General features: G+C 67.2%; 20 protein-coding genes, 1 tRNA gene, 1 other RNA gene and 1 pseudogene. 12 read left to right on the top strand and 11 right to left on the bottom strand.

Annotation, left to right across the window (positions count from 1 at the left end):
- Window position 1: 1 nt before the first annotated feature.
- Window positions 2-2,725 (bottom strand): cation-translocating P-type ATPase, encoded by a 2,724-nt coding sequence (locus LOS8367_RS07315; RefSeq protein ID WP_085895908.1) that lies wholly within the window; start codon window positions 2,723-2,725, stop codon window positions 2-4.
- A gap of 465 nt (window positions 2,726-3,190) precedes the next feature.
- On the opposite strand from LOS8367_RS07315, the gene LOS8367_RS07310 reads away from it, so the two are divergent.
- From LOS8367_RS07310 to LOS8367_RS07295, 4 genes and pseudogenes are all read left to right on the top strand, one after another.
- Window positions 3,191-4,144 (top strand): 1-phosphofructokinase family hexose kinase, encoded by a 954-nt coding sequence (locus tag LOS8367_RS07310; protein WP_085895817.1) that lies wholly within the window; start codon window positions 3,191-3,193, stop codon window positions 4,142-4,144.
- Between the two features lie 151 nt (window positions 4,145-4,295).
- On the top strand, window positions 4,296-4,601 hold the full coding sequence (locus tag LOS8367_RS07305) for a hypothetical protein (RefSeq protein WP_085895816.1): 306 nt from the start codon (window positions 4,296-4,298) through the stop codon (window positions 4,599-4,601).
- Between the two features lie 253 nt (window positions 4,602-4,854).
- Window positions 4,855-5,788: pseudogene (locus tag LOS8367_RS07300) on the top strand (IS5 family transposase).
- Between the two features lie 261 nt (window positions 5,789-6,049).
- Window positions 6,050-6,931, top strand: a complete 882-nt coding sequence (locus tag LOS8367_RS07295; RefSeq protein WP_133056299.1) for a hypothetical protein — start codon at window positions 6,050-6,052, stop codon at window positions 6,929-6,931.
- Between the two features lie 619 nt (window positions 6,932-7,550).
- Here LOS8367_RS07295 and LOS8367_RS07290 read toward each other — a convergent pair.
- A tRNA-Ser gene (locus LOS8367_RS07290) sits at window positions 7,551-7,640 on the bottom strand.
- Window positions 7,641-7,771: 131 nt separating this feature from the next.
- Between LOS8367_RS07290 and LOS8367_RS07285 the strand changes: the two genes are divergently transcribed.
- Window positions 7,772-8,917 carry an AI-2E family transporter gene (locus tag LOS8367_RS07285; RefSeq protein ID WP_370159169.1) on the top strand — a complete coding sequence of 382 codons (1,146 nt, stop codon included), beginning with the start codon at window positions 7,772-7,774 and terminating at the stop codon, window positions 8,915-8,917.
- A gap of 21 nt (window positions 8,918-8,938) precedes the next feature.
- Here LOS8367_RS07285 and LOS8367_RS07280 read toward each other — a convergent pair whose 3' ends face one another.
- From LOS8367_RS07280 to acuI, 9 genes are all read right to left on the bottom strand, one after another.
- The gene (locus LOS8367_RS07280) at window positions 8,939-11,593 is read right to left on the bottom strand and encodes a DUF3772 domain-containing protein (RefSeq protein WP_085895813.1); all 2,655 of its coding nucleotides are present in this window, start codon (window positions 11,591-11,593) and stop codon (window positions 8,939-8,941) included.
- Window positions 11,590-12,624 carry a cysteine synthase A gene (locus LOS8367_RS07275; protein WP_085895812.1) on the bottom strand — a complete coding sequence of 345 codons (1,035 nt, stop codon included), beginning with the start codon at window positions 12,622-12,624 and terminating at the stop codon, window positions 11,590-11,592. The genes LOS8367_RS07280 and LOS8367_RS07275 overlap by 4 nt, the downstream gene beginning before the upstream one ends.
- A gap of 52 nt (window positions 12,625-12,676) precedes the next feature.
- Window positions 12,677-13,813 (bottom strand): NUDIX domain-containing protein, encoded by a 1,137-nt coding sequence (locus LOS8367_RS07270; protein ID WP_133056298.1) that lies wholly within the window; start codon window positions 13,811-13,813, stop codon window positions 12,677-12,679.
- Window positions 13,810-14,250 (bottom strand): TrgA family protein, encoded by a 441-nt coding sequence (locus LOS8367_RS07265; RefSeq protein WP_085895810.1) that lies wholly within the window; start codon window positions 14,248-14,250, stop codon window positions 13,810-13,812. The genes LOS8367_RS07270 and LOS8367_RS07265 overlap by 4 nt, the downstream gene beginning before the upstream one ends.
- A 27-nt stretch (window positions 14,251-14,277) precedes the next feature.
- A complete protein-coding gene (locus LOS8367_RS07260) occupies window positions 14,278-15,486 on the bottom strand; it encodes an SAM-dependent methyltransferase (RefSeq protein WP_085895809.1) in 1,209 nt (402 codons plus the stop codon).
- Window positions 15,487-15,576: 90 nt separating this feature from the next.
- Window positions 15,577-16,992: a cryptochrome/photolyase family protein gene (locus tag LOS8367_RS07255; protein WP_085895808.1), complete on the bottom strand. Its 1,416-nt coding sequence runs from the start codon at window positions 16,990-16,992 to the stop codon at window positions 15,577-15,579.
- Between the two features lie 50 nt (window positions 16,993-17,042).
- Window positions 17,043-18,164: a mechanosensitive ion channel family protein gene (locus LOS8367_RS07250; protein ID WP_106535004.1), complete on the bottom strand. Its 1,122-nt coding sequence runs from the start codon at window positions 18,162-18,164 to the stop codon at window positions 17,043-17,045.
- Between the two features lie 106 nt (window positions 18,165-18,270).
- Window positions 18,271-19,986, bottom strand: coding sequence for a BCCT family transporter (locus LOS8367_RS07245; protein ID WP_085895807.1), 1,716 nt, complete (start codon window positions 19,984-19,986; stop codon window positions 18,271-18,273).
- 146 nt (window positions 19,987-20,132) lie between these two features.
- Window positions 20,133-21,122, bottom strand: coding sequence for an acryloyl-CoA reductase (acuI, locus tag LOS8367_RS07240; protein WP_085895806.1), 990 nt, complete (start codon window positions 21,120-21,122; stop codon window positions 20,133-20,135).
- 158 nt (window positions 21,123-21,280) lie between these two features.
- On the opposite strand from acuI, the gene LOS8367_RS07235 reads away from it, so the two are divergent.
- The 7 genes from LOS8367_RS07235 to LOS8367_RS07205 all read left to right on the top strand — a co-directional run bounded on the left by LOS8367_RS07235 (window position 21,281) and on the right by LOS8367_RS07205 (window position 25,882).
- Entirely contained in the window at window positions 21,281-22,321 is a 1,041-nt protein-coding gene (locus LOS8367_RS07235; RefSeq protein WP_085895805.1) for an ABC transporter substrate-binding protein, read from the top strand.
- 31 nt (window positions 22,322-22,352) lie between these two features.
- Window positions 22,353-22,706: a transfer-messenger RNA gene (gene ssrA / locus LOS8367_RS07230) on the top strand.
- A 71-nt stretch (window positions 22,707-22,777) separates the two neighbouring features.
- The gene (locus tag LOS8367_RS07225; RefSeq protein WP_085895804.1) at window positions 22,778-23,452 is read left to right on the top strand and encodes a DUF1194 domain-containing protein; all 675 of its coding nucleotides are present in this window, start codon (window positions 22,778-22,780) and stop codon (window positions 23,450-23,452) included.
- A 110-nt stretch (window positions 23,453-23,562) separates the two neighbouring features.
- On the top strand, window positions 23,563-24,012 hold the full coding sequence (locus LOS8367_RS07220) for an SspB family protein (protein ID WP_085895906.1): 450 nt from the start codon (window positions 23,563-23,565) through the stop codon (window positions 24,010-24,012).
- An 85-nt stretch (window positions 24,013-24,097) separates the two neighbouring features.
- Entirely contained in the window at window positions 24,098-25,498 is a 1,401-nt protein-coding gene (gene fumC / locus LOS8367_RS07215) for a class II fumarate hydratase (RefSeq protein ID WP_085895803.1), read from the top strand.
- Window positions 25,495-25,671: a DUF4169 family protein gene (locus LOS8367_RS07210; RefSeq protein ID WP_085895802.1), complete on the top strand. Its 177-nt coding sequence runs from the start codon at window positions 25,495-25,497 to the stop codon at window positions 25,669-25,671. Before fumC ends, LOS8367_RS07210 begins: the two co-directional genes overlap by 4 nt.
- Window positions 25,664-25,882 carry a ribbon-helix-helix domain-containing protein gene (locus LOS8367_RS07205; RefSeq protein WP_085895801.1) on the top strand — a complete coding sequence of 73 codons (219 nt, stop codon included), beginning with the start codon at window positions 25,664-25,666 and terminating at the stop codon, window positions 25,880-25,882. The genes LOS8367_RS07210 and LOS8367_RS07205 overlap by 8 nt, the downstream gene beginning before the upstream one ends.
- The last annotated feature ends 60 nt before the right edge of the window (window positions 25,883-25,942 follow it).

Below are 25,942 nucleotides of genomic sequence, written 5' to 3'. Positions count from 1 at the left end.
CCTACCTTGGACGGATTCGGCGCGAATCCGGATCGCCTTGCAGGCGTGCCGGAGCACGCCAGCGGCGGCGCAGCATCTTCTCAGCCTCCAGCACGAGCAGCAGTGCAACCCCCATCCCAAGCACCACGGCCCCGTCGGCCGGCGCCACGGGCCGGCTATCGAACACCGCCTGCAATGGCGGAGCGTAGGTGAAGAGGAGTTGCGATGCGACCGCCAATGCCACGCCGAACCAGACGGCGCGGGTGCCCAGCAGCCCGGTCAAGGTGATCGAGGTCATGTGCAGGTAGCGCACGGAAAAAAGGTAGAAGATCTCCATCACCACCAGTAGGTCGACCGAGAGCGTCCGGGCATAGGCAAGGGTCTCGCCCCGCGCCGTGACCCAAGCCGAGAGGCCGAACACCGCCAGCCCGAACAGCACCGAGACCAGCGCCACGCGCCAGATCATCTCGGCGTCGAGCAGCGCCGCGCCGGGGCGGCGTGGCGGGCGCGCCATCACGCCGGGCTCGGGCGGCTCGAAGGCCAGCGTCAGCCCCAACGCCACGGCGGTGACCATGTTGATCCAGAGGATCTGGATCGGCGTGATCGGCAGCGGCAACCCGATCAGGATCGCGAGGATGATCACCAGCGCCTCGCCGCCATTGGTCGGCAGGTTCCAGGCGATCACCTTGCGGATGTTGTCGTGGATGGTGCGGCCCTCGCGCACGGCGGCGACGATCGAGGCGAAGTTGTCGTCGGTGAGCACGACGCGCGCGGCCTCCTTGGCGGCCTCGGTGCCCTTGATGCCCATGGCGATCCCGGCATCGGCACGCTTCAGCGCCGGCGCGTCGTTCACCCCGTCGCCAGTCATCGCCACGACGTGCCCCTCGGCCTGCAAAGCCTCGACCAGCCGCAGCTTGTGCTCGGGCGCGGCGCGCGCGAAGACGTTGGCCTCGCGCGCCATGCGGCGCAGATCGGCATCCTTCGCCGCTTCGATCTCTCTGCCAGTAAGCGCGCCGCCCCTCGTGTCGAGACCGAGCTCGGCCGCCACCGCCAGCGCGGTCAGAGCATGGTCCCCGGTGATCATCTTCACAGCGATGCCGGCGCGCCGGCAATCCGCTGCCGCCGCGACCGCCTCGGGGCGGGCCGGGTCGATGAACCCGGCAAGTCCGAGCAGCCTCAGCCCGCCGATGTCGGCATGACCGATCTCGCCCGACGCCGCGACGGGCTTCACGGCGAAAGCGAGTACACGGTGGCCGCTGGCGGCGAGCGCCTCGATCCGTGCCGCCCAGGCCTCGCGATCGATGGGCACCGCTCCGTCGGGACCGGGCTGGAAAGCGCAATACGGCAGCAACCGGTCCGGCGCGCCTTTCACGTGAAGCATCGCGCCGCCGGTGCCGTCGGTCAGCACGGCCATGTAACTCCATGCAGCATCGAAGGGGATCTCGTGCAGGCGGGGATGCGCGGCGCGCTCGGTCGCGGCATCGAGGCCGATCTTGCCTGCGAGCGCCAGCAGCGCCCCTTCCATCGGGTCGCCCTCGACCCGCCAACCCGACTTGTCCTGACGCAGATGCGCGTCGTTGCACAGCAGGCCGGTCCGGGCCAGCGCAGCCACGGCCGCTTGGTTACCTTCGACCTCGCCGTTGGGCGCATAACCCTCGCCGCCGATCTCGACAGCGGGGGCGTTCGGGTCGGTCACGACCCGTCGCACGACCATTTCGTTCAGCGTCAGCGTGCCGGTCTTGTCGGTGCAGATCACCGTCACGGCGCCCAGCGTCTCCACCGCCGGCAGCCGCCGCACGATGGCCCGCCGCGCCGCCATGCGCTGCACACCCAGCGCCAGCGCGATGGTGATCACCGCCGGCAGCCCCTCGGGTATCGCGGCCACGGCCATGCCGACCATGGCGAAGAACGCGTCTTCCCGGGAGTATCCGCCGAAGCCGACCGCGTAGCCGAAGACAAGCAGGCAGACGCCGAGAATGACCGTCGTCAGTCGCCGCGCGAAGCGGTCGATCTGGCGCAGCAGCGGCGTCGCCGTCGGCTCGACCCCACCGAGGAGCGCGCCGATCCGGCCGATCTCGCTGCGCGGCCCGGTGGCGACGACCACCCCGGTTCCGCGCCCGGAAGCGACCAGCGTGCCCGAGAATGCCATGGACCGGCGATCACCGAGCGGGGCGTCCTCCGGAACGGGGTCGGCATCCTTGTCGACGGCGGCCGACTCGCCCGTCAGCGCGGCCTCCTGCGCCCGCATCCCGCGCGCCTCGATCAGCCGCAAGTCGGCCGGCACCCGATCGCCCGGTTCGAGCAGCACGATATCGCCCGGCACCAGTTCGGTGGCCGGTATACTCTCGCGCCGGCCTGCGCGGCGCACGGAGGCGGTGTCCGACAGCAGCCGGCGCACCCCGGCTAGGGCGCTTTCGGCACGGCCCTCTTGCCACAGGCCGATCGCCGCGTTCAGCACCACCACCGCGAGGATCACGCCCGAATCCATCCAGTGGCCGAGCAGCGCAGTGACGGCGCCCGCCGCGATCAGCACCAGGATGAGAAGGTTCTCGAACTGGCCCCGCAGCCGGGCAAGCAGGCCGCGCCCCGGCGGCTCGGGCAGACAGTTGGGTCCGTGGCGTGACAGCCGGGTGGCAATCTCGAGTGCGGAGAGTCCCTCCGGCCCGCTTCCGAGGTTTGCCAGGACCTCCTCGGTGTCGGACGCATGCCAGAGGAGCGTGCCGTTCGCCTGGGCCTGCTGGGGCATGGAGGTCATTGCGGCTGGCTTCCTGACACGGCGCCGGAACGGGCGGCGGCATGGGCAGGATAGGCGAGCGCGATGCTCCTGTCGCTTGCGCGAGATCAAGGTGGGCCCCGGAAGCGGATGCTTTCGTTTCCGCGTACTGGGGATCTAGGCGCACAATCGGCAGAGTGAGCAGGATAGCCGGGAAACGGAAAGTCGAAGCTGGCTAGGCCCGGTGCGCAGGCCCTCGAACCGGGTGCGATGGAAAAGAACCAGTCCTCGGATCGTATGTTTCGACATAGATTACCGAGACAGAGCGGGATGAGGCGGCTCGGCACCGTGCATGAATGTGAAGCGCATTTCGGACGGATACAGGCCCGGATCTGGCCGCAAGGCCGGTGAAACAAGCGCCGGTTGGCGATAGACTGTGCGCGGTCTCTACTCCCGCCTGAGCCCCTTTGCGAAAGGAGCCTCAACGATGAGCCGCCGATGCGCCAGATCCTGACCCTGACCCTGAACCCCGCGCTCGATCTCGCGACGGAAACCGAAGCGCTCGTGCCGAACAAGAAACTGCGCTGCGCGGCGCCGCGGCTCGATCCGGGCGGGGGTGGTATCAATGTTTCACGCGCGATCGCCCGGCTTGGTGGCGTCTCGACCGCCATGGTCGCGCTGGGCGGCGCGACCGGCGAGACGATCGCGGCGCTGCTCGCCGATGAGGGCGTCGAGATCGTGACCATCTCTTTGCCCGGGCTGACCCGACAGTCCTTCGCGGTCACGCTGCGCGACAGCGGGGCGCAATATCGCTTCGTCCTGCCAGGGCCGGACTGGCCGCCTGAAGCCACCGCCATGATCTTCGATGAACTCGCGCGGCGGATCGGGCCGGAACAGTTGCTCGTGGTGTCCGGCAGCATGCCGCCGGGCCTCTCCGGGGCGGCTTTGGTCCGCTTGGCGGAACGGTGCCAGGCAAGCGGGGCGGAGATGCTGCTCGACACATCCGGCGCGGCTCTGGTGGAGGCGATTTCAAGCATAGAAGAGGTGCCGTTCGGCCTGTTGCGGATGGACGGGGCCGAAGCCGATGAATTGGCCGGTCGAGGCCTGTCGAATGCCCGCGAGCTCGCGGCGTTCGGGAAAGATCTTGTCTGGACCGGCAAGGCGCGGCGCGTGGTCCTATCCCTCGGCGCCAGCGGCACGCTCGGCGTATCCGCGACGGAGAGCTTCTTTTGCGATGCCCCGCCGGTCGAGCTCGTCAGTGCGGTGGGGGCAGGAGACAGTTTGCTCGGGGCGACCGCGCTCGCCCTGGCGCAGGGCCAAAGCTTTCGCGAGGCATTGCGCGCCGGCACCGCGGCCGCGGCGGCGGCCGTGACCACGCCGGCCACCCAGCTTTGCGACGGGGCCTTGGCCCACAGACTCGTAGCCGAGGTGAAGGTAAGGGACCTAGAGTGACCCCGGCCCTCGAAGGTGCTCTGCCAGAAAAACAAGGGGCCGAGGCTGGCGATCGCTTCGCACCACCCTTTCGGGCCGATGCGGCGTTGACAGAAGCCGGGTCATGCGTCCTGATCATGAACAGAGTTTCCTTGTTCCAAGGGAGGCGAAAATGAACCCTGATGCCATGGCCGCACGTCGCGCCCTGATCCGGGCCTACCGGGCCTATCTTCAGGCCGAAGACGATCTGGAGCACGCTCTGGAACACGCGGCAGCCGTCATGCCCGAACTGCGACAGCACGGTTTACGCCCGATCGGATCACCGGGGTCGCGCATCCGCCGCTTGACGGATGTGCGCAGCCATTCGGTCGAGGTGCTCGATGTCATGCGCGACAAACACCGGCGGGCCGTCATGCGTGTCTCCTCCAGCAGCCACATGACGACGCAGGCGCCCGAGCCACCCAAGGCGCTGCGATAGCGAGCGCCGCCGAGGCACGGTGCTCAACCGGTCCGCTGGCATCGTTCGGGCAACCTCCTCGGTCGCGTATCTGCTCGAGCGGGCGCGGAAGGCAGGGCTGGTGGAGTAAGAAAGTGCTGGTCTTGCCCCTTTTCACCAGACGCTCAAGCGATTGCGTTTGAATCGCCCCGGGAAAAGGGGCACCTCGGCGGCGTTGTCGGAGAACTCCTTGGATGACGGTTCACGTAGCGAAGCAACCGCTTAAGTGGGCGGCATGACGAAGCCCATGCCTGCCCGCCACCGCACGACGAACTGGTCCGCTTACAACGCCGCACTGCGGAAGCGTGGCTCGCTGTTGATCTGGCTGGACCGGGAGATGGCGTGGCTCGCACCGCATGAGGGACGGCCGGGACGTCCCCCGGTCTTTTCCGAGGGTGCGATACAGTTCTGCTTGTCGATCAAAGTGCTGTTCAAGCTGCCGCCGAGGCAGACGGCGGGGATGGTGGCCAGCTTGCTGCGGATGGCACGGCTGGACTAGCCGGTGCCGGACTACTCGACGCTGTGCCGCAGGCAGAAGAGCTTGGCCGTCCAGATCCCGTATCGGCGAGCCAGTGGCCCGCTCAACCTGCTCGTCGACAGCACCGGGATCAAATTCCTGGGCGATGGCGAATGGCAGGCCCGCAAGCATGGGCCGCAGGGCCGTCGCCAGTGGCGCAAGATCCATCTGGCCATGGATACGGCCACTTCTGACATCCGCGCCGTGGAGTTCACCCCCAGCCGCGACGGCGACAGCCCGGTCCTGCCGGACCTGCTCGAGCAGATCCCCCGACGACGAGCCGATCGGCACCGTGACCGCCGATGGCGCCTATGACACGCGTTGCTGCCATGCCGCGATCATCGAGCGCCAGGCCACGGCGATCATTCCGATCCGCAAGAACAGGCGCCCATGGAAAGAAGACGGCCCGGCCGCCGTGGTCCTGAACGACATCCTCCGAGCCACACGGCACTACGGACGCGCCTTCTGGAGGCGGTAGACCGGTTACCAACTGCGACGCCGCGCTGAGGCAAAGATGTGCTGCCTGAAGGCCTTCGGAGAGCGCATCTCTCCAAGAGACCCCGACCGCCAGGCCGCCGAAGTCCACATCCGCATCGCCCTCATGAGCCGCTTCTCAGCCCTCGGCACCGCCGAGATCGTTCGCGTGGGATGACGCTACTGAGGAAGGCGCTACTGGAGAAAGGGGCAACTGCGCTTCAGGCCTGAGTTCTGCAACAACGCCGGAAGAGGTCTTCCCGAGGAGAATGACGACACACCTATGAGCAGGGCTTGTGCGTTTTGCAGGTACGCCAAGCACGTTGCCTTTCCGTTCAAGTGCTTGACGGGGGCGAGGGGCGGTTACAGCCTTGAGTTGACCCGCCCAGGTGGCCCTGACAGTTAGCTATCGAGACAAAACAGAGCTTGGAAAATCGACGTGCGCATCATCTTTCACATCGGCCTCCCCAAATGCGCCTCAAGCACGATTCAAGGTCACTTTGCAGAGAATGACGCATATTATCGTCAGTTGGGGGTACTTTATCCGCTGAAACACCGGCTGCCGAAAGGCTACCAGAATCATAATTCCTTGGCTGAGCCCGACTTGACGCCAGAAACGGCCGTTACAGATTTGCTTTGGGAGGCCGAACAAGCTCACTGCGACCGCATCCTCATTTCGACGGAAAGATTTAGTACCGACCGGAACCATCGGCTGGGTGCTCTGGCCACGGAATTTTGCCAACAACTCGGCGAAGGTTCGGTATCCTATTTGGCCTTCGTTCGCGAGCCGGTAGCTATGCTGCGCTCCAGCTACCACCAATTCATTCGCGCTGGGCTATGGGGCATCATGCGGGAGCGTTTCTATCAGAAGACGGATTGCTCAATCGAGGCCTACATAGAAGCGTTTCGCCAAGCCCGTGGCTGCAACTGGTATGAATACGAGCGCCTGATTTCGCGGGCCTTGGAGGGTACACCGGCGGGAAGACTGTACGTCGCCCGTAGCGATACGTCCCCCGGCCCGGTGCAATCCGTATGCGACCTATTGGAAGTGGCTGCAGGACCTGCAACGCCCAACCGAAACGAACGCCTGTCGCCAGCGAAAATAAAGCTGTTGCGAGAGTTCCAGCGGCACTTCGGGCAAGCTCTCTACGAGAAGAACAAGCGGCCATTGCTCAATCGCATTGATTTGTCCGACGCATCCTATTCCGACGGGGAAGCCCTGAAGGACGGTATCGACATGTCAGAGGCGCTTCTCAGGCAAGCTTTTCCAGATATGGAAGAACACTTTCAGTTGGCATTGAAGATGCAGCGAACCAACTGACGAGATTCAGTTATGCGAACTCTTCGGCATAATAGGCTAACAGATGGCTTTGTCCGGCACAGGGGAGGCATGGCCGTGAAGGACAACGACAACCCCATGAGCAGGGCCCTTGCGTCGTCCAGATGCACAGCCACGTCGAAACGAACGGGTGTCAGGTGCAAAGGCCCAGCCGTCCGAAGCTGGCGCGTCTGTCGCTTCCATGGCGCTGGTGGAGGGCACTCTGCTGGCGAGGGGCATCCATCCTACCAGCATGGCCAGTGGTCTCGGGAATGGACTGACGCCCGACGTAACATCAACGTTCTAACGAGGCGTCCTATGTCCTCCATGGGCGGCTGATTCTCGCCAACGGCGCCCCCTGAAAAGAGCACAGGTCAGCTGTGGCAAGACTCGTGCCTCTCCTCCTCATGCATTGAGCATTAACGATGAGACCGGGTGAGGTGTGTTCGAAAGTTTGCCCCCTGCCCTCTCAGGGACCGATATGACCTGCCAAATGCTCGTTTCCCCAATTTGAAAAATGACCCGACGGCACTTCATGCAAAAATCGAAGGGGGCCGAAATGGGGTACGACAGCGCGCGCCGCCACCGCAAACTCATGGAATGTATGAATTCTTGTAAAACATGGCGGAGCGAGAGGGATTCGAACCCTCGAGACGGTTTCCCGCCTACACACTTTCCAGGCGTGCGCCTTCGACCACTCGGCCACCGCTCCGTTGCGGGCTCAGTAGCCAAGGCTCGGCGCCAATGCAAGGGCCTGACCCCGGCAAATTCCGCCTTTGATTGCCCCCGCCGCAAGGCTCCCGCATAGTGGATGCCGCACAGACCGGACGAGACAGCGCCTTGATGACCGAACCACCCCGACCGCCACTGCAATCCCAGCCGAGCCGGATGCGTATACCGCGTGATCCGCACCGCGTGCAGGACGTGGCCCTGATCATCATCGCTTTCGCAGTGGTGCTGTTCCTCCTGGTGCAGGCGCGGTTCCTGCTGATCTCGCTGGTGACCGCGATCGTCATCTTCTCGCTGATGAGCGACGCGATCAACTTCATCGCACGGGCCCGGATCGGGCCGCTGGCGATCCCGAACTGGCTCGCCTCCGTCGCCGCCGTCGTCGCCATCGCGGCGACGCTGCTGACGCTGACCTCGATCGTGCTGGCGCAGATCAACACGGTGCTGCTCACCACGCTTAGCTATGCCGACCGGGCGCCGGAGGCGATCGCGGCGCTGTTCTCCTGGCTGGGCCAGAACACTGAGGCCGCGGTGCTCAACTCGCTGCAGACGGTCGAGCTCGGCGGTTACATCCGGGCGCTGGCGAGCCAGGCGGGCAACCTGATGCAGGGCACGGTGCTGGTGATCCTCTTCGTCGGCTTTCTCTTCGCCGAGCGGGTCTGGTTCTCGACCAAGCTGGTCAATTTCGTGGGCGACCCGGTGCGGGCCGACCGGGTGGGACGGATCATCGGCTCGATCATCCGCCGGGTGAACCGCTACCTCGCGGTCAAGACGCTGGTGTCGCTGATGACCGGGGTCATGGTCTGGGCGCTGGCGGGGCTGTTCGGCCTCGACCTCGCGGTGGCGCTTGGGATCCTGACCTTCATCCTGAACTACATCCCCAATATCGGCTCGATCGTGGCCACGGCGCTGGTGGCGCTGGTGGCCTATGTCCAGCTCGGCGATCCGGCGACCACGGGCGCGATCTTCGCGATCACCGGGGTGATCCAGTTCATCAATGGCAACGTGCTCGACCCGATGATGATGGGTCGGGCGCTGAGGCTGTCCTCGTTCGGGATCATCATTAGCCTCGCCTTCTGGGGCGCAGTCTGGGGCATTCCGGGGATGTTCCTGTCGGTGCCGATCACCGTGGCTGCGATGATCGTCTGCTCGGAGATCCCGGCGCTCAGGCCGATCGCGATCCTGCTGTCGCGCGAGGGGCTGCCGGAGCCCGAGACCGAACCGCGCGAGACCTCTTCGCGGCACGAGGCGGCCGAGTGATCCGGGCGCGGCGGCGGGGCCTCAGCCCGCGCCGCCCTCCTCGGCCGTGCTTTCAGTCGCGCGCAACGTCTCGGGGTTCCTGAGCCACAGATCCTGCTGCGGGAAGGGGATGGTGATCCCCGCCGTCTTGAAGCGCCGCGCGATCTCGTGATTCATCTCCGACTGCACCGCGATGATGAAGTTGATATCGCGCAGGAAGGCCCGGATCTCGAAGTTCAGGCTCGAGGGGCCGAAGCCGCGGAACAGCACCGCCGCCGCCGGATTGGCGAGTACAAGGGGATGCGAATCCGCCACCTCCTGCATGATCTCCTGGACCTTTTCGAGATCGCTGCCATGCGCCACGCCGACCGGCACGATGACCCGGCCGACCGAGTTGCCGCGGGTCCAGTTGGTGACGTGGTTGGACACCAGATCGGCATTGGGCACGATCACGTCGGTCTTGTCGAAGGTCTCGATCCGGGTCGAACGCACCGAGATGTCGCGCACATAGCCCGACTGGCCGTTCACCTCGATCCAGTCGCCTTCGCCGATGGGCCGCTCGATCAGCAGGATGATCCCCGATACGAAGTTCGAGACGATGTTCTGCAGGCCGAAACCGATGCCGACCGAGAGCGCACCGGCGACGATGGCGAGGTTCGACAGGTCGAGCCCGGCGGTAGTGATCGCGAGGATCGCCGCCGAGGTGATACCGACATAGCCAAAGCCCACCGCGACGGCGTTCTGGCCGCCGAGATCGAGCTTGGTGCGCGGCAGCACTACCGAGCGCAGCACCCGCTGGACCAGCCGCGTCAGCGCGTAGCCGATCACGAAGATCACCAGAAGCCACATCAGGTCGGTGGGCTGCAGGCGCGTCTCGCCGAAGGAATAACCTTCGCGGAATCGGGTCCAGACCTCGGCCAGATCCTCGGGCCGGGCGCCCCAGACCAGCGCCAGCACCGGCAGCGCGGCAAGGATCAGGAACAGCCCGATTAGCACCGGCACCAGCGCGTCGCGGGCCAGATCCTCGGAGCCGGTGGCGACGGTCCACAGATCGAAGACCAACCGTTGCAGCAGCACCAGCACGCCGATCAGCATCATGGTCTTGATCGCCGGCACCAGGAGCGCCTCGGAGAGCGCCGCAAAGCCCAGCACGGAGAGCACCGGCGAAATCACCGCCACCGCCATCGCGACCTTGCCCAGAAGCGACAGGAGCCCCTGCCGGACGCTGGTGGTGTCGCGGCGCGCGGTCTCGGGCTGCGGCGTGGCGGGGGCCGTGGCGGGCGCGCCGTCATGCACCACCCCGGCCAGGGTACGGCCCAGCAGGAACAGCGGCACCGCGACGAGAAGCTGCAGCGGGAACAGGAGCGCCGCCTCGGCCCCTTCCGGCGCATCGGCGGTGGCGATCAGCGCCTGCGAGACCTGCGCCAAGGCGATGGTCCAGCCCAGCAGCATCGCCTGCCTTCGGGCCCGGGTCTGCCGAGCCGGGGCGATGCCGGCGATCGGCTGCGCCGCCTCGGGGCCGAAGAACTGCCCGGCCATCCAGCGCGCCAGCAGCACCGCGAGACCCGCCAGCGGCAGCACCTCCAAGAGCGCGCCCGCCCGCGGCCCGTTCATCCCGGCGAGATCGAGGGCGCGGGCGACCAGCACCAGCCCCGCGAAGGGCAGCGCCACCTGCGCCAGTGACACGCCGAAGCCCAGCGCCCGCGAGCCCCGCCGGTCGGCGGCAAGGATGCGGCGGCGCAGGTGCCGGGCCCAGAGGCCGGCACGCATCAGGATGCCACCCAGCAGCCCGAGGAAAAGCACCTCGGCCAGAACGCCCGCCAGCGCCACCCGCCGCGCGGGCGAGGTCCAGCCGGCCCAGAGCTCGGCTCTCAGCGCCTCGGCGCGCTCAAAGGCGACGACGAGCGCGGAGGGCCAGAGCCCGGGATTGAGCGGTGAGGGCCCGCGATCGCCAAGCGCCCTGCCCCGTCGCTCACGGATCAGCCGGTCGATCTCGCGGATCAACCCGTCGGCATGGGCATAGGCCTCGTCGGCCAGCCGAACCGGCGCGCGCAGCCGCATCAGCTGCTCGGTCAGCGCGGCGCGGCGTGCCGCGATGGACTCGTCCTCGCCGCCGGCTTCGGGCGCGGCGCCCAGCGTCGTGAGCTGCGCCTCGACGGTGCCAATGCGGCCGCTATTGGCGCCACGCGCCTGCTGAAACCGGTCGCGCCAGACCACCAGATCGCCGCGCAGTCGCTGCAGCGCGAAATCGGAGCCTTGCCCGCGTTCGGATAAAGCCTCGCTGCGCGCCGCGGTGCGCTCCCAGCTTTCCCAGTTCACGTCGTCCTCGGCCAGCACCTCGGCCAGTGGACCGGTCCCCGGCAGCGTCGCATCGGCCGGGCCATAGGCCGTGGCGGGCGTCAACTCCGAAGCCTCTTCCTCAAGGGCTTCGACGCTCTCGCCCTCGCCTTCTGCCTCGCCGGTCACCTCCGGGCTCAGGGCGTCTTCGACGCTGGCGGCCGGGGCATCGGAGGGCACCGGCTCCGCCTCACCCGCCTGTGCCTCGGTCGTCGCGTCGGCGGGCGCGTCGAACAGCCCCCCCGGCGCCGGGTCGATGCCCTGCGCCATGGCGGAACCGGCCCCGAGCAGGAGCCAGACCGGCAGGATAAGCCGCCGGGCGAGGCGCGCGCCCTTGCGGGCCGCCGCGCGGGCGCTCATGCGTCCTCGAAGACGCCCGGAATGGAGGAAGGACCGCGATCGAGCCAATCCGGCGCCGGCAGACCCTTGGACTTCAGGAAGTCGGGGTTGAACAGCTTCGACTGGTAACGCGTGCCGTAGTCGCACAGCACCGTCACGATGGTGTGGCCCGGCCCCAGCTCGCGCGCGAGGCGGATCGCCCCGGCGACGTTGATGCCCGAGGAGCCGCCGAGGCAGAGGCCCTCATGCTTGAGCAGGTCGAAGACGATCGGCAGCGCCTCGGCATCGGGGATCTTGTAGCTGAAATCGGGGGTGAAGCCCTCGAGATTGGCGGTGATCCGACCCTGGCCGATGCCCTCGGTGATCGAATCGCCCTCGGCCTTCAGCTCACCGGTGGTGTAGAAGCTGTGCAGCGCCGCGCCTTCGGGATCGGCAAGGCCGATCTTCACGCCCTTGGGCTGCAGCGCCATGCCGACGCCCGCCAGCGTACCGCCGGTGCCGACGGCGCAGATGAAACCATCGACCTTGCCCTGGGTCTGTTCCCAGATCTCGGGGCCGGTGCCTTCGATATGCGCCTGCCGGTTCGCGACGTTGTCGAACTGGTTGGCCCAGAGCACGCCCTCGGGGGTGGTGCGCGCCAGCTCCTCGGCGAGACGGCCCGAATAGCGGACATAGTTGTTGGGATTGCGATAGGGCGCGGCCGGGACCTGCACCAGTTCGGCGCCCGCAAGCCGCAGCATGTCCTTCTTTTCCTGGCTCTGGGTCTCGGGGATCACGATCACCGTCTTGAAGCCCATCGAGGCGCCGACAAGCGCCAGACCGATGCCTGTATTGCCCGCGGTACCTTCGACGATGGTGCCGCCGGGCTTCAGCGTGCCCTTTTCGACCGCGTCGCGGATCATCCACAGAGCTGCGCGATCCTTGACCGACTGACCGGGGTTCAGGAATTCGGCCTTACCCAGAATCTCGCAGCCCGTCGCCTCGGAGGCGGCGCGCAGCCGGATCAGGGGGGTCTTGCCGACGGCGGCGGCGAGATCGGATTTGATGTCCATGGGGCAGCCTTTCCTGTGTTGTCCCGAGCAATATGCAGCGCTGCTCAGGAACTCAAGCCGCGTCGCTGCCCGCTTCGGCGCGCAGCCGCGCACGATGATGCGCGAGCCAGTACATCATGGCGAGCATCGGGATGACGTCGATCTCGCCCGTTTGCGCCAGCGACATGGCCCGGTCGAAGGGCACGGCGTGCAGCCGCAGATCCTCGTGTTCCTCGTCGAGCCCGCCGCGCCAGCTTTCCTCGCGCGGCAGGTCGGCCAGCGCGAGAAAGCAGTGGAAATGATCGGTGCTCGACCCCGGCGAGGGGTAGCCCTCGAAGATCGGGATCAGCGCGTCGAGCTGCAGCCCGGCCTCCTCGCGCGCCTCGCGCAATCCGGCCTGCTCGGGCGTCTCGCCGGCATCGACGATGCCCGCCACCGGCTCGAGGCTCCAGGGGTTGGTCGAACCGCGCCGGGCCGGGCCGCTGCGGAACTGCTCGACCAGCAGCACCCGGTCGCGGCGCGGATCATAGGGCAGCACCAGCGTCGCATCGACGCCCACCAGCACCTCCCGCGGCAGCGCCTCGGCGCGTCCCCCGTCGAAGCGTCGATGCGACAGGCGCATCGTGGCGAGTTTGAAGAATTCGCCCGAAAGCGGTGCGTCGAGACGCAGCGCCACATCGCCCGCCCGTGCCTCGTGGCGCAGCGTCGCGGGGGCCGGCGTGGCCGCCGCGCGCAGCCGGGAACTGGCGCGGGCCGCGATCATCGCTTTTTGCCGGGCGAAGCTGGTCGGGCTCAGCGGCGGCGCGTGATCGGCGATCTCGCCCGCCATCAGCGCCCATCGCGCCCCCTGCCCGTCGCGCCACTCCGCCACGTCCCAGTCCGGGCCGGACGCCCCGGCCTTGGGCGCGCCGATCTCGGCCATGCGCGGTGCCCCGCCCTCGCAGTCCACCTGCGCCTTGAATGTCTCATGGCCGAGCGCCACGCCATAGGCATCGAGCCGGGCGCGCGCCGCCTCGGGCAGCGGCGAGACCAATAGCCCTTCGACCACCGCCCCCTCACGCACGACAAGCGACGGATCGGCGTCGGGCGCACCGGTCAGAGCGTATCCCGGCAACCGCGCCGGCACCCCGTCGAGCGGCCGAACCGTGACCGCCTCGAATGTCGCGGCCTCGGCCAGCGGCCCGAAGACGAACAGGTCCGACATGCTCATCTGGCCCGGGAATGGGTGAATTCGAGCAGCAGGCCGATGCCGATCCCGCCCAGCCCCAACAGCAGAATTTCCTGCGGGTGGACGAGCCGAAGCGCGCTTTGCAGCATGAAATCCACCATCGCCTCCATCGCATCCGTCGGGTCGCGAAACCGGCCGCGCCACGATGCGCGCAGCGCGAAGATCGTGCCATGCGTCACCAGCACCGTGAGAAGACCGATGGTCGTCGTGGTGATCCCGTTGCTCATGCCATCGCGAAACCCGCCCCCGGCGCGCGGCCCGGCGATGAACCAGCCCATGCAGAAGCCGATCACCGCGTTGATCTGCGGCGTGTTCGGGTTCACTGTCAGCCCCTCGAGCATCGGCAGCGCCAGCACCGATGCGACGAAGCCCAGCGCCGCGAACAGCAGGGCCCCGACCAGCTTGGACGCAGTGGGCATGGCGGCTCTCCTCGATATGCGGTGCGTTCAGCCCGGACGGGTCACGGTGATCTGGGTAACGTCGCAATTTCCGGAACGGAAGGTGCTGGCGCAGGAACACAGGTAGAAATTCCACATTCGCCTGAATCTTTCGTCAAAGCCAAGCCGTGCGACCTCGTCCCAGCGCGTATTGAAACTGTGGTGCCACTGTCGCAGCGTGCGCGAATAGCTTTCGCCGAAATTGAGCGAACCGGTCACCCGTAGCCCGGCCTGCTCGCTCAGCCGGTGCAGGATGCCCGGACTGGGCAACATGCCGCCGGGAAAGATGTATTTCTGGATGAAGTCGACGCCGTCGCGGTATTGCTCGAAGCGCTGATCCTGCAAGGTGATCACCTGCAGCGTCGCGTGACGTCCCGGGCGCAGCCGGGCGCTCAGCCGGTCGAAATAGACCGGCCAGTAGCGTTCGCCCACCGCCTCGAACATCTCGATGCTGGCGACGCCGTCATACTGGCCTTCCGCATCCCGGTAATCCTGCAGGCGCAGCTCGACCCGGTCCGACAGTCCGGCCCGGTCGATGCGGGCGCGGGCGAAGTCGAGCTGCGCTTGGCTGATGGTCAGTCCGGTGACCTTCAACCCCCGCTCGGCGGCGGCGTATTCCGCGAAGCCGCCCCAGCCGCAGCCGATCTCAAGCACGTGGTCGCCCGGGCGTACCCCCATGCGGTCGATGAGGCTTTCGTATTTGCGCCGCTGCGCCGCCTCGAGACTTTGCTGGCTGCCCTCGAACAGCGCCGAGGAATAGGTCATCGAGGGGTCGAGCCAGAGCGCGTAGAATTCGTTGCCGAGATCGTAATGGTGGCGGATGTTGCGCTTGGCCTGAAACTTCGTGTTGGAGCGCAGCCAGTGGCGCAGACGCTCATAGGCGCGTAGAAGCCGGTGGCCGGGGAAGCCGTCGAACAGCACATCCACCTCGTCATGCACGAGATCGAGCAGCGCCAGCAGATCGGGCGAGGACCAGGCCCCGTCCACATAGGCCTCGGAAAATCCGAGATCGCCTTCGCGGATCAACCGCGCGAAGCAATCCGGGTCGTGGACGGCGATCTCGGCGGCAAAGCCCGGCGCCTCTCCCTCGGCGCGAAACCGGCGGCCGTCGGGCAGCACGATGTCGAGCTGGCCGCGGCGGATCGATCGCGTCAGTTCGAACACCTGCGCGAAGTAGCGTGGCAGCCCGCTCTGCCCCTCGGTGCCGGTCAGGATCATCGGTCGCGCGCCTCCCCGTTCTCACGATCCAGATTACGGATCGAAGCGGGCTTGTCACGTGGCGCGTGACGGGCAAATGCATGGCAAGGTTCAGCTATCGCGCCCCTTATAGGCCGCGAGCGCGCGGTCGCGCCCCTCCGCCGCGCCGACGATCGGGTCGGGATAGGGCATGTCTGCCGACAGCCTCCAGCGGCGCGGCGCCGCGTCGAGAAAGTCGCACGCGGTCCGCGGTGGATCGGCCTGACCCTCGGCGATCCAGGCGCGCTGATAGGCACCGTCGGGGTCGAACTTGTCGAGTTGGCTCTCGGGGTTGTAGACGCGAAAATAGGGCGCGGCGTCGGGGCCGGAGCCCGCGATCCATTGCCAGCCCAGCGCGTTGTTGGCCGGGTCCCAGTCGGCGAGGCAGTCGGCGAACCAGTCATGGCCGATCTTCCAATGCGTCATCAGGTGCTTGGTGAGATAGGAGCCGGTGATCATCCGGGCGCGGTTGTGCATCCGCCCCGTCGCGTAGAGTTCGCGCATCGCGGCATCGACGAAGCGCATCCCTGTCCGGCCCCGCTTCCACGCCGTGGCCTCTTGGCTGTCGCCATCCTCGGACCACGGGAACCGGTCCCATTCGGCGCGCCAGTTGCGGGTGATCAGCCGGGGCGTGTGGTGCAGCAGGTGATAGGCGAACTCGCGCCAGAGCAGTTCCTTGAGAAAGGTCTCGGCCCCGCCCGCCCCGGCCTCGCGCGCGCCGAGCGCAACGCGGTAGCAGGTCCGGATCGAGATTTCGCCATAGGTGAGGTTCTCGGACAGGCCCGAGGTGCCCTCGATGTCGGGCCGGTCGCGGGCAACGTGGTAATCCTCGATCCGCTCCGCGACGAAGCGGCCGAGCCGCGCCCGTGCCGCCGCCTCGCCGACGGTCAGGTAACGGGCCACCACATCGGCCCCATGCCGCATGTCGCGGCCCATCCGCCAGTCGTCGAGGCGTTCGCTGTCGGGCCAGCTTTCGGGCGCGGGCAGCCGTGCCGGCATGGGCAGCGGGTCGCCCGGATCGCGGCTGCGCACCGCCTTCATGTAGGGGGTGTAGACTTTGTAGTAGCCGCCGGTCTTGGTCTCGACGCTTTCGGGTTCGAACAGCAGGTGGCCCGTGAAATCGCGGGTCTCGATGCCCTCCGCGTCGAGCCCTTCCATGGCTTCGGCGTCGCGTGCCCGTGCCTCAGGGTCGTAGGCGCGGCTCCACCAGACCGCACGGGCCCCGGTCTCGACGACCAGCGCCCGCAGGCTGTCGAGCGCCCGGCCGCGCCGCAGGATCAGCTTCGAGCCGATGCCCTCCAGATCGCGCGCGAGGCTCTCGACCGAGAGACCGAGCCGGAAGCGGGGCGCGGCGCCCTGCCCTTCCACCACCTCGTCATGCACGAAAACCGGGATCAGCGGCGCGCCGGTCTCGACCGCCTCGGCCAGCATCGGATGATCGGCCAGCCGCAGGTCGCGACGGAACCACAGAAGGATCGGGGCGGGCATCGGGTCACTCCTCGTCGCTTTTGCCCCGAGCTAGCGCCCGACCGCGCCGATCAAGCCGCGCCGTCGCGTCGCAGCGGCTCGGCCGGATGCTCCGCCCGCGCGGTCTGCACCGTCAGCTCCTCGCGGGTGCGCGGCAGCGCGTGCGGGATTTCGGCCTGGATCCAGGCCACCAGCTTTTCGCGGATCTCACAGCGCAGGTCGAAGGCACGCCCGGCATTGCGGGCCGATGCCAGCACGCGTACCTCCATCACCCGTTCGCGGAAATCGGTGACGGCGAGGTTGAACACGTCGCGGTCCCACAGCGTGCTCGCCTCGGTGATCTCGCGCGCCTTGTCGCGGATCCGATCGATTGGCGCCGAGTGGTCGAGATAGAGCAGCACCGAGCCGATCAGGGTCGAGTTCTCGCGGGTCCAGTTCTGGAACGGCTGCTCGATGAAGTAGCTCAGCGGCACGATCATCCGCCGCCAGTCCCAGATCCGGATCACCACATAGGTCGAGGTGATTTCCTCGACATTGCCCCATTCGCCCTCGACGATCAGCGCGTCGTCGATGCGGATCGGCTGCGTCATGGCGAGCTGGATCCCGGCGAAGAGGTTCTTGAGCACCGGCTGCAGCGCGAGACCCGCGACGATGCCCGCGGCCCCCGCCGAGGCCAGCAGCGACACGCCGTATTGGCGCACCTCCTCGAAGGTCATCAGCGCCGTGGCGATGGCGACGATGGAGATCAGGACAGAGGCGACGCGCAGAAAGATCTTGGTCTGGGTGACGTGCTTGCGCGCCAAGAGATTGTCTTCGGCGTCTAGCGTGTAACGACGCAGGTGCAGCTTGGCCCAGACGTCGAGCACCACCCGCGCGATCCATCCGATGAGCAGGATCGTCCCCACCAGCACGAGGTGCTGCAGCCCCCGCTCATCCGACGGCGAGAGCGGCGCGACGGCGGCGGCGGGCGCCATGAAGAAAAAAATCAGGCCGAGCCGGGCGGGGCCGCGCGTCTGTCGCACCAGTTCGCGGCGGAACATCGCGCTGCCTTGGGCCCAGCGACCGAGCGCGCGGTAGATCAGCGCATGGACGAGGCAGGCCAGCGCGATGGCAAGGCCGAAATCGATCAGGATCACGGCCCAGGCCGGCAGCCAGCCAAGGCCAACATCGGAGAAGGTCTGGAATAGCATCATGCGGCGGGATGATAGGCGCGCGCTCCGCGCTGAAAAGCCCCGCAGGCGCGTTTTCGCCGCGATGCGGCGAGGAGCGGCCCCGAAGGCGGGGCCGCTCCGTTTCTCGTCACGGCGTCGGGTTCTTGCGCTCGTTCTTGAGCGCGATGAAGATCGCCACGCACATCATCAGGAGCAGGAACGCAAAGGGGAAGCCGGTGGCCACCGCCATCGCCTGCAACGCCGCGAGGCCACCGCCGAGGAGCAGGGCGATCGCCACGAGCCCCTCGAAGACGCACCAGAACACCCGCTGCGGCAGCGGCCCATCGACCTTGCCGCCGGAGGTGATGGTGTCGATCACGAGCGATCCCGAATCCGACGACGTCACGAAGAACACGATCACCAGGATGATACCGATCAACGAGGTGATCGTGGCGAGCGGCAGCTGGCTCAGCATCTCGAACAGCTGCACCGGCAGCGCAGCCTCGGCCGCGCCCTGGAAGCCGTCCACCACCACTTGGGTGATCGCGGTACCGCCGAAAACGCTCATCCACAGGATGCATACCATCGAGGGCACCAGCAGCACGGCGATCATGAATTCGCGCACGGTGCGGCCACGGCTGACACGGGCGATGAACATGCCGACGAAGGGCGACCAGGAGATCCACCAGGCCCAGTAGAAGGCGGTCCAGCCCTGCGAGAAGTTGGCGTCCTCGCGCCCGAAGGGCTGGCTCAGCGCCGGGAAGTTGGTGACATAGGCCCAGAGCGAGGCGAAGAAGGTGCTGATGATGGTGCCGGTCGGGCCGACCAAGAGCACGAACAGCAAGAGCAGGAAGGCCAGCACCATGTTGATCTCGGAGGCGCGCTTCACGCCGCCGTCGAGACCGGCCATGACCGAGACGGTGGCGATGGCGGTGATGCCGAGGATCAGCAGGATCTTGAGCCCGGCGCCGGTGCGGCCGATCTCTTCGCCCTCGGGGTTCAGCAGCGGGTTGTTGTAGCTCAGCCCGAACACCGAGCGGGTGTTCTCGGCGGTGTCACCGGTGCCGAAGAGGAAATCCATCCCCGCGATCGCCTGCTCCGCGCCGAAGCCCAGCGAGGTGGCAAGGCCGAACAGCGTGGCGAAGACCGCGACAATGTCGATGATGTGGCCGGTCCAGCCCCAGACGCGTTCACCGAAGATCGGGTAGAAGGCCGAGCGGATGGTGAGCGGCAGGCCCTGATTGTAGCTGAACAGGCCCAGCGCCAGCGCCACCACGGCATACATTGCCCAGGGGTGCAGGCCCCAATGGTAGATGGTCGCCGCCATGCCCAGCCGCCGCGCCGCCTCTGCATCGCCCTCGGCGCCGGACAGCGGCGCCCAGCTTTCGGGGCTGCCCGCGCCGGCGGCGAAGGAGGTGGAGAAATGCGACAGCGGCTCGGAGACGCCGTAGAACATTAGACCGATGCCCATGCCGGCGGCGAAGAGCATCGCGAACCAGCCCGCATAGCCGTAATCGGGCCGCGCCGCCGCGCCGCCCAGCCGGACCGAGCCCAGCGGCGTCACGATCAGCATAAGGCCGAACAGCACGAAGATGTTGCCGCCGAGGATGAAGAACCACGAGAAGTTCGCGGTAAGCCAGTCGCGCACGCTCTCGAACAGCGCGGTCGCGGCCTCGGGCACCATCAGCGTGCCCAGCACGAAGGCCACGATGCCAAGACCCGCGATCAGGAAGACCGGGTTGTGGATGTCGAGCCCGAAAGGCCCGATCTGCGTCTGGATATTGTCCTGACCGACCTCGTAGTCGGTCTCGTCAATAAGCCGCGTCGTTTCGGCGGCGTCTGGATCGGTGTCCGGCGTCGTCATCGTCACCCCCATGCTTGATGTCACACGAAGACCTAGGCCCGGGGGGCCGAGGTCAAGAAAACGTGCATCTGTCACATCATATCACGGAATGCGACCCCGTGACGCCACGCGTCACGGGGTCAACCGATGCGTGTCGGCACCACGTCTCAGCCGGCGACGTCGACCACGACCCGGCCGCGCACCTGGCCCTTGAGGATCTCCGCGCCCAGCTCGGGCAGATCGCCCAGCCGCGCCGGCCGGATCATCGCGCGCAGCTTTTCCATCGGCAACTCGCGGGCGATCCGCTCCCAGGCGGCGACGCGGTTCTCATAGGGCTGCATGACGCTGTCGATCCCGAGCAGGTTCACGCCGCGCAGCAGGAACGGGATCACCTTGGCCGGCAGGTCGGCGCCGCCCGCGAGACCCACCGCCGCCACCGAGGCGCCGTGGTTCATCTGGCCCAGCACCCGCGCCAGCATCGCCCCGCCGACCGCGTCGATGCAGCCCGCCCAGCGTTCGCTCTCGAGCGGTTTCTTGGTGGTCTCGTTCAACTCGGCGCGCGGCACGATCGAGGCGGCACCGAGATCGCGCAGGTAATCCTCGGTTTCCGGCCGGCCCGTTACCGCGGCGACCTCGTGGCCGAGAGAGGCGAGGATCGCGGTGGCGACCGAGCCGACGCCGCCGGCCGCCCCGGTGACCAGCACCGGCCCCTGCCCGGTCTTCAACCCGTGGGCCTCGAGCGCCATCACCGCGAGCATCGCGGTGAGACCGGCCGTGCCCACCGCCATCGCGTCGCGGGTCGACAGCCCCTCGGGCAGCGGCACCAGCCAGTCCGCCTTGACCCGGGCCCGGGTGGCGTAGCCGCCCCAATGCGCCTCTCCGACGCGCCAGCCGGTCAGGATCACCTTGTCGCCGGGCTTGTAGCTGGCATCGTCCGAGGCCTCGACCGTACCGGCGAAATCGACGCCCGGCACATGCGGGTAATTGCGCACCAGCCCGCCGCCCGGGCCGATGCACAGCCCGTCCTTGTAGTTGAGCGTGGAATATTCGACCGCGACGGTCACGTCGCCTTCCGGCAGGCGGGCGTCATCGAGCTCCTGCACCGAGGCATGGGTCGCGCCCGCCTCGTCCTTCTCGACCAAAAGCGCCTTGAACATCGGAATCCTCCCTCGGGCCGCATTGTCGTCGCGGGCATGAATGCATGTCGCGCGGCACGGCGCAATCACCGGGGCACGCAACGCTCTTGATGCGGCGAGGGGCCGCTTCTAGGCTTCGGCAGATGCGCGGGAGCCGCGCAACCAACTGGAGCGATTGCATGATCCTATCTCGCCTTCTCGGAGCCGCGTCCCTCGCCGCCCTCGCCACCGCCGCCGCCGCGCAGGACGGCAGCCTCACCATCCTCGACTATCCGGGCTTCGAGGAGCCGTCCTTCCACCCCGCCTATGGCGAAGCGCATGGCGAGCCGACCTATTCCTTCTTCGGCGACGAGGAGGAGGCGTTCCAGAAGCTGCGCGCCGGTTTCCAGGCCGACATCACCCATATCTGCGCGGGATCGGTCACCAAATGGACCGAGAGCGGGCTGATCGAGCCTTGGGACACGTCGCGCATCGAGGCCTGGGACACGCTCGACCAGAACCTGACTGGCCAGCAGGTCGGCGGCGAAACCGAAGAGGTCTATTTCATCCCGACCGATTTCGGCTCCACCGCCATCGCCTACAATCCCGACGAGGTCGTCGAGGAGGACGTGGCCTCGCTCGAGGTCTTCAAGAACCCGAAATACGCGGGCCGCATGGCGCTGCCCGACAATGTCGACGACGCCTATGCGCTGGCCTATCTGGCCACCGGCACCACGGACTGGACCGAGGCCGGCGAGGCCGAGTTCGAGGCCGCCTCGAACTGGCTGCGCGAGGTGCATCCGAACCTGCGCACCTACTGGACCGACCCGGCCGAGCTGAGCCAGCTGATGGCCACCGGCGAGGTGCTGGTGAGCTGGGCCTGGAACGAGACCTATCCGACCATGGTCGAGGAAGGCCGCCCGATCGGCTTCCAGCGCGAGACCGCGGAGGGCTCGTCGCTATGGCTGTGCGGCTATGTCAACATGAAGGACGCGCCGGGCGACGAGGATCTCGCCTATGACTACGTCAACGCGATGCTGGCCCCCGAGGCGGCGATGCCGCTTCTGGAGGCGGGCTTCGGTTCGGCCAACGCCGCGGCGCTGGGCGAGATCGACGAGGCGACGCTGACTGCCTCGGGGCTCGAGCAGATCGAGGTGCCGGTGCTGGCGCAGCTGCCGATCTCGAACGCGCTGCGCGAGCAGCACGCCGAGACCTTCGAGATGATCAAGTCCGGCTTCTGATCCGGGATGGGGCCGCGCTTTCGCGCGCGGCCCCCTTTTCAAGCCGGGCCCGCCCCCCTATATTCGCCATGTTCCTTCGGGGACTATGGACATAAACGCGCCTGTAATAAGCGGATCGGACCCGGGGGCGGTACCCGGCGGCTCCACCAAACATCCCTCGTTGGGGGCAGATGGGGCCGAAACAGGATCGACGAACGTGTAAAGAGGTGGCTTTGTCTCGGTGAGGTACCACCGATATCGGTCCAAAATTGTACAGTTGCCAACGACAACCGTGCTCCGGCTATGGCTCTGGCTGCTTAAGCAGTCCGGGTTGCCGAAACTTAAGTCCTTGCGCCTAGCAGCGTAAGGCGGGGTTCGCAGGCACCTGGCAACAGAAGCCTGCACTTTTCCCGCTCATTTCATTGGTCTGCCGCCAAGCGACTTGCCCGGCCCGCATCGCCCGGTGCAGCATGGGTCATGGCCCGGCTTCCGCTTCTTGCTCTCGCCCTCGCCTGCTTGTCCTGGCCTGCCTCGGCGCGAGCCTGCGACACCGCGCTGCTGCTCGCGATGGATGTGTCCAATTCGGTGGACGAGGCCGAATACCGGCTGCAGGTCGATGGGCTGGCCGACGCGCTCGAAGATCCGGTGGTGATCGAGGCGGTGCTCACGGGCCAAGTTGCGCTGGCGGTGCTGCAATGGTCGGACTCGTCACAGCAGCGCGTCACCAGCGATTGGCGCCAACCGCCCGACCATGCGGCGCTGTCGCGGCTTGCCGCCGAGATCCGCGCCACGCCGCGCGCCTTCGTGATGGGCGGCACCGCCCCGGCCGAGGCGCTGTCGGCGGCGCTGCATCTGATGGAGCGCGCCCCCGATTGCCATCGTAGGGTGATCGACGTCTCTGGCGACGGCACCCCAAATGACGGCGGCGATGTTGGCGGGCCGCAGCGCCGGGCCGAGGCGATGGGGGTGACGATCAACGGGCTTGCCATCGAAAGCCTCGGCCTCGCGATCACCGGTTTCTACCGCAGCCGCGTCGCGACCCGCGACGGCTTTGTGCTCACCGCGCGCGGGCATCGCGAATATCCCGAGGCGATCCGGATGAAGCTGCGCCGGGAACTGGTGCGGGTGATGGGCCGTGCCGACCCGCCCTGACCCCTTGCCCCCTTTCATCCGGCCTCGAATCCCTTATGCTTGCCCGGACTGCGAAAGGATGACGCGACGTGACCCGGCCTGCCAACCGCTCGATCGACTACGGAAACCTCATGCATCGGGCGATGCGCGGGCTGATCCAACAGGTGCTGACGCGGGTGGCCGCGGAAGGCCTGCCCGGAAAGCACCACTTCTTCATCACCTTCGATACCATGCATCCCGACGTGGAGATCGCGGACTGGCTTTCGGACCGCTACCCGGGCGAAATGACCATCGTGATCCAGCACTGGTTCGACAATCTCACCGTCACCGACGAGGGATTCTCGGTCACGCTCAATTTCGGCGACAGCCCCGAACCGCTTTACATCCCCTTCGACGCGATCCGCACCTTCGTCGACCCCTCGGTCGAGTTCGGCCTGCGCTTCGAGAACCAGGACGATGACGAGGAGGACGCCGACGAGGAGGCGCCGATGCAGGAGATGGCCGAGCCAGAGGATGATGACGAGGCGCCGAAGAAAGGCGCCGCGCAGGTCGTCAGTCTCGACAGCTTCCGCAAGTCCTGAGCATCTGGCCGGCGGCGATTTGGCAATTGCCCCGGAGGCGGCCCACGCGGTAGATGGCATGCGACGGCATACCAGGGAGATCGCGATGAGCCAGACCAGCCCCACCCGCACCGAATCCGACAGCTTCGGCCCGCTCGAGGTCCGCGCGGACCGCTACTGGGGCGCGCAGACCCAGCGCTCGATCCTGAACTTCCCGATTGGCTGGGAAAAGCAGCCCGTGGCGATCGTGCGCGCTCTGGGCGTGATCAAGCAGGCCTGCGCCGAAGCCAACAAGGCCCGCGGCAAGCTCGACGCCCGCCTCGCCGATGCGATGATTCAGGCGGCCGCCGAGGTGGTGGCCGGCAAGCTCGATGATCATTTCCCGCTGGTGGTCTGGCAGACCGGCTCGGGCACCCAGTCCAACATGAACGCCAACGAGGTGATCTCGAACCGCGCCATCGAGATCCTGGGCGGCGAGATCGGCTCTAAGGATCCGGTGCATCCCAACGACCATGTCAACATGGGCCAGTCCTCGAACGACACCTTCCCCACCGCGATGCACATCGCCGTCGCCACCACCGCGCGCGACGTGACGCTGCCGGGTCTGGAGAAGCTGCACGCCGAGCTGGCGGCGAAGGCCGAGGCGTTCAAGGACATCATCAAGATCGGCCGCACCCATACCATGGACGCGACGCCGCTGACGCTGGGCCAGGAGTTCGGCGGCTACGCGCATCAGGTCGCGATGGGCATCCGCCGCGTCAAGGCGGCGCTGCCGGCGATCTACGAGCTGGCGCAGGGCGGCACCGCCGTCGGCACCGGGCTCAACACGCCGCAGGGCTGGGGCGAGACCGTGGCCGAGAACATGGCGAAGATCACCGGCCTGCCCTTCGTCACCGCGCCGAACAAGTTCGAGGCGCTGGCCGCGCATGACGCGATGGTCGAGATGTCGGGCGCGCTGCGCGTGGTCGCGGGCTCGCTGTTCAAGATCGCCAACGACATCCGCCTGCTCGGCTCCGGCCCGCGCTGCGGCCTCGGAGAGCTGATGCTGCCCGAGAACGAGCCCGGCTCCTCGATCATGCCCGGCAAGGTCAACCCGACCCAGTGCGAGGCACTGACGCAGGTTTGCGCCCATGTGATGGGCAACGATGCCGCCGTGGGCTTCGCCGGCTCGCAGGGCCATTTCGAGCTCAACGTCTACAAGCCGATGATCGCCTACAACGTGCTGCAGTCTATGCAGCTCTTGGGCGACGCGTCGGTGGCCTTCACCGACAACTGCGTCGCGGGCATCGAGGCCAACGAGGAGCGGATCGGCAAGCTGATGCGCGAAAGCCTGATGCTGGTGACCGCGCTGGCGCCGACCATCGGCTACGACAACGCCACCACGGTCGCCAAGACCGCGCACAAGAATGGCACCACCCTCAAGGAAGAGGCGATCAATCTCGGCTTCGTCGATGCCGAGACCTTCGACCGCGTGGTGCGTCCCGAGGAGATGATCGGCCCGAAATGAAGCCGGTGAACCTGAACCAGTTCAGGAAGCAAAAGGCGCGGGCCGAGAAGAAGGCCCGCGCCGACGCCAACGCCGCGAAGTTCGGCCGCAGCAAGGCCGAAAAGACTCGCGACGCGGCCGAGGCCGAGGCGGCGGCGAAGCGGCTCGACGGGCATCGCCGCGACGATGAGTGACGGCCGACCCGTCAAGCGATCGCTGACGCTCAGGGGACACCGTACCAGCGTGTCGCTGGAAGACGCCTTCTGGCGCGCCTTCCGCGACATCGCCGCCCGCGAGCAGCGCACGATCAACGGCCTTGCGGCCGAAATCGACGAAGCGCGCGGCGATGTCGGCCTCGCTTCGGCAATCCGGGTCTTCGTGCTGCGCCGGGTCATGGATCGTTAGGCATTTCGTGCCGAGATGCAGGAATGCGTCGCGCCCCTGCCCCTCTGTCGCCGGAAGCCT

The organism is Limimaricola soesokkakensis, assembly GCF_900172345.1.
In the GTDB taxonomy this organism is placed as follows: Bacteria; Pseudomonadota; Alphaproteobacteria; order Rhodobacterales; family Rhodobacteraceae; genus Limimaricola; species Limimaricola soesokkakensis.
This window is presented reverse-complemented; position numbering and strand designations above follow the sequence as displayed.

Coding starts and splice junctions, on each gene's coding strand:
- LOS8367_RS07275 (WP_085895812.1), bottom strand. CDS start 12,624: ATGGACATCAAATCCGATCTCGCCGCCGCCGTCGGCAAGACCCCCCTG.
- LOS8367_RS07255 (WP_085895808.1), bottom strand. CDS start 16,992: ATGCCCGCCCCGATCCTTCTGTGGTTCCGTCGCGACCTGCGGCTGGCC.
- LOS8367_RS07280 (WP_085895813.1), bottom strand. CDS start 11,593: ATGAGCGCCCGCGCGGCGGCCCGCAAGGGCGCGCGCCTCGCCCGGCGG.
- LOS8367_RS07315 (WP_085895908.1), bottom strand. CDS start 2,725: ATGCCCCAGCAGGCCCAGGCGAACGGCACGCTCCTCTGGCATGCGTCC.
- LOS8367_RS07270 (WP_133056298.1), bottom strand. CDS start 13,813: ATGAGCATGTCGGACCTGTTCGTCTTCGGGCCGCTGGCCGAGGCCGCG.
- LOS8367_RS07220 (WP_085895906.1), top strand. CDS start 23,563: ATGCATCGGGCGATGCGCGGGCTGATCCAACAGGTGCTGACGCGGGTG.
- LOS8367_RS07265 (WP_085895810.1), bottom strand. CDS start 14,250: ATGCCCACTGCGTCCAAGCTGGTCGGGGCCCTGCTGTTCGCGGCGCTG.
- LOS8367_RS07245 (WP_085895807.1), bottom strand. CDS start 19,986: ATGACGACGCCGGACACCGATCCAGACGCCGCCGAAACGACGCGGCTT.
- LOS8367_RS07260 (WP_085895809.1), bottom strand. CDS start 15,486: ATGATCCTGACCGGCACCGAGGGGCAGAGCGGGCTGCCACGCTACTTC.
- LOS8367_RS07250 (WP_106535004.1), bottom strand. CDS start 18,164: ATGATGCTATTCCAGACCTTCTCCGATGTTGGCCTTGGCTGGCTGCCG.
- LOS8367_RS07310 (WP_085895817.1), top strand. CDS start 3,191: ATGCGCCAGATCCTGACCCTGACCCTGAACCCCGCGCTCGATCTCGCG.
- LOS8367_RS07235 (WP_085895805.1), top strand. CDS start 21,281: ATGATCCTATCTCGCCTTCTCGGAGCCGCGTCCCTCGCCGCCCTCGCC.
- LOS8367_RS07305 (WP_085895816.1), top strand. CDS start 4,296: ATGAACCCTGATGCCATGGCCGCACGTCGCGCCCTGATCCGGGCCTAC.
- LOS8367_RS07210 (WP_085895802.1), top strand. CDS start 25,495: ATGAAGCCGGTGAACCTGAACCAGTTCAGGAAGCAAAAGGCGCGGGCC.
- fumC (WP_085895803.1), top strand. CDS start 24,098: ATGAGCCAGACCAGCCCCACCCGCACCGAATCCGACAGCTTCGGCCCG.
- LOS8367_RS07285 (WP_370159169.1), top strand. CDS start 7,772: ATGACCGAACCACCCCGACCGCCACTGCAATCCCAGCCGAGCCGGATG.
- LOS8367_RS07205 (WP_085895801.1), top strand. CDS start 25,664: ATGAGTGACGGCCGACCCGTCAAGCGATCGCTGACGCTCAGGGGACAC.
- acuI (WP_085895806.1), bottom strand. CDS start 21,122: ATGTTCAAGGCGCTTTTGGTCGAGAAGGACGAGGCGGGCGCGACCCAT.
- LOS8367_RS07225 (WP_085895804.1), top strand. CDS start 22,778: ATGGCCCGGCTTCCGCTTCTTGCTCTCGCCCTCGCCTGCTTGTCCTGG.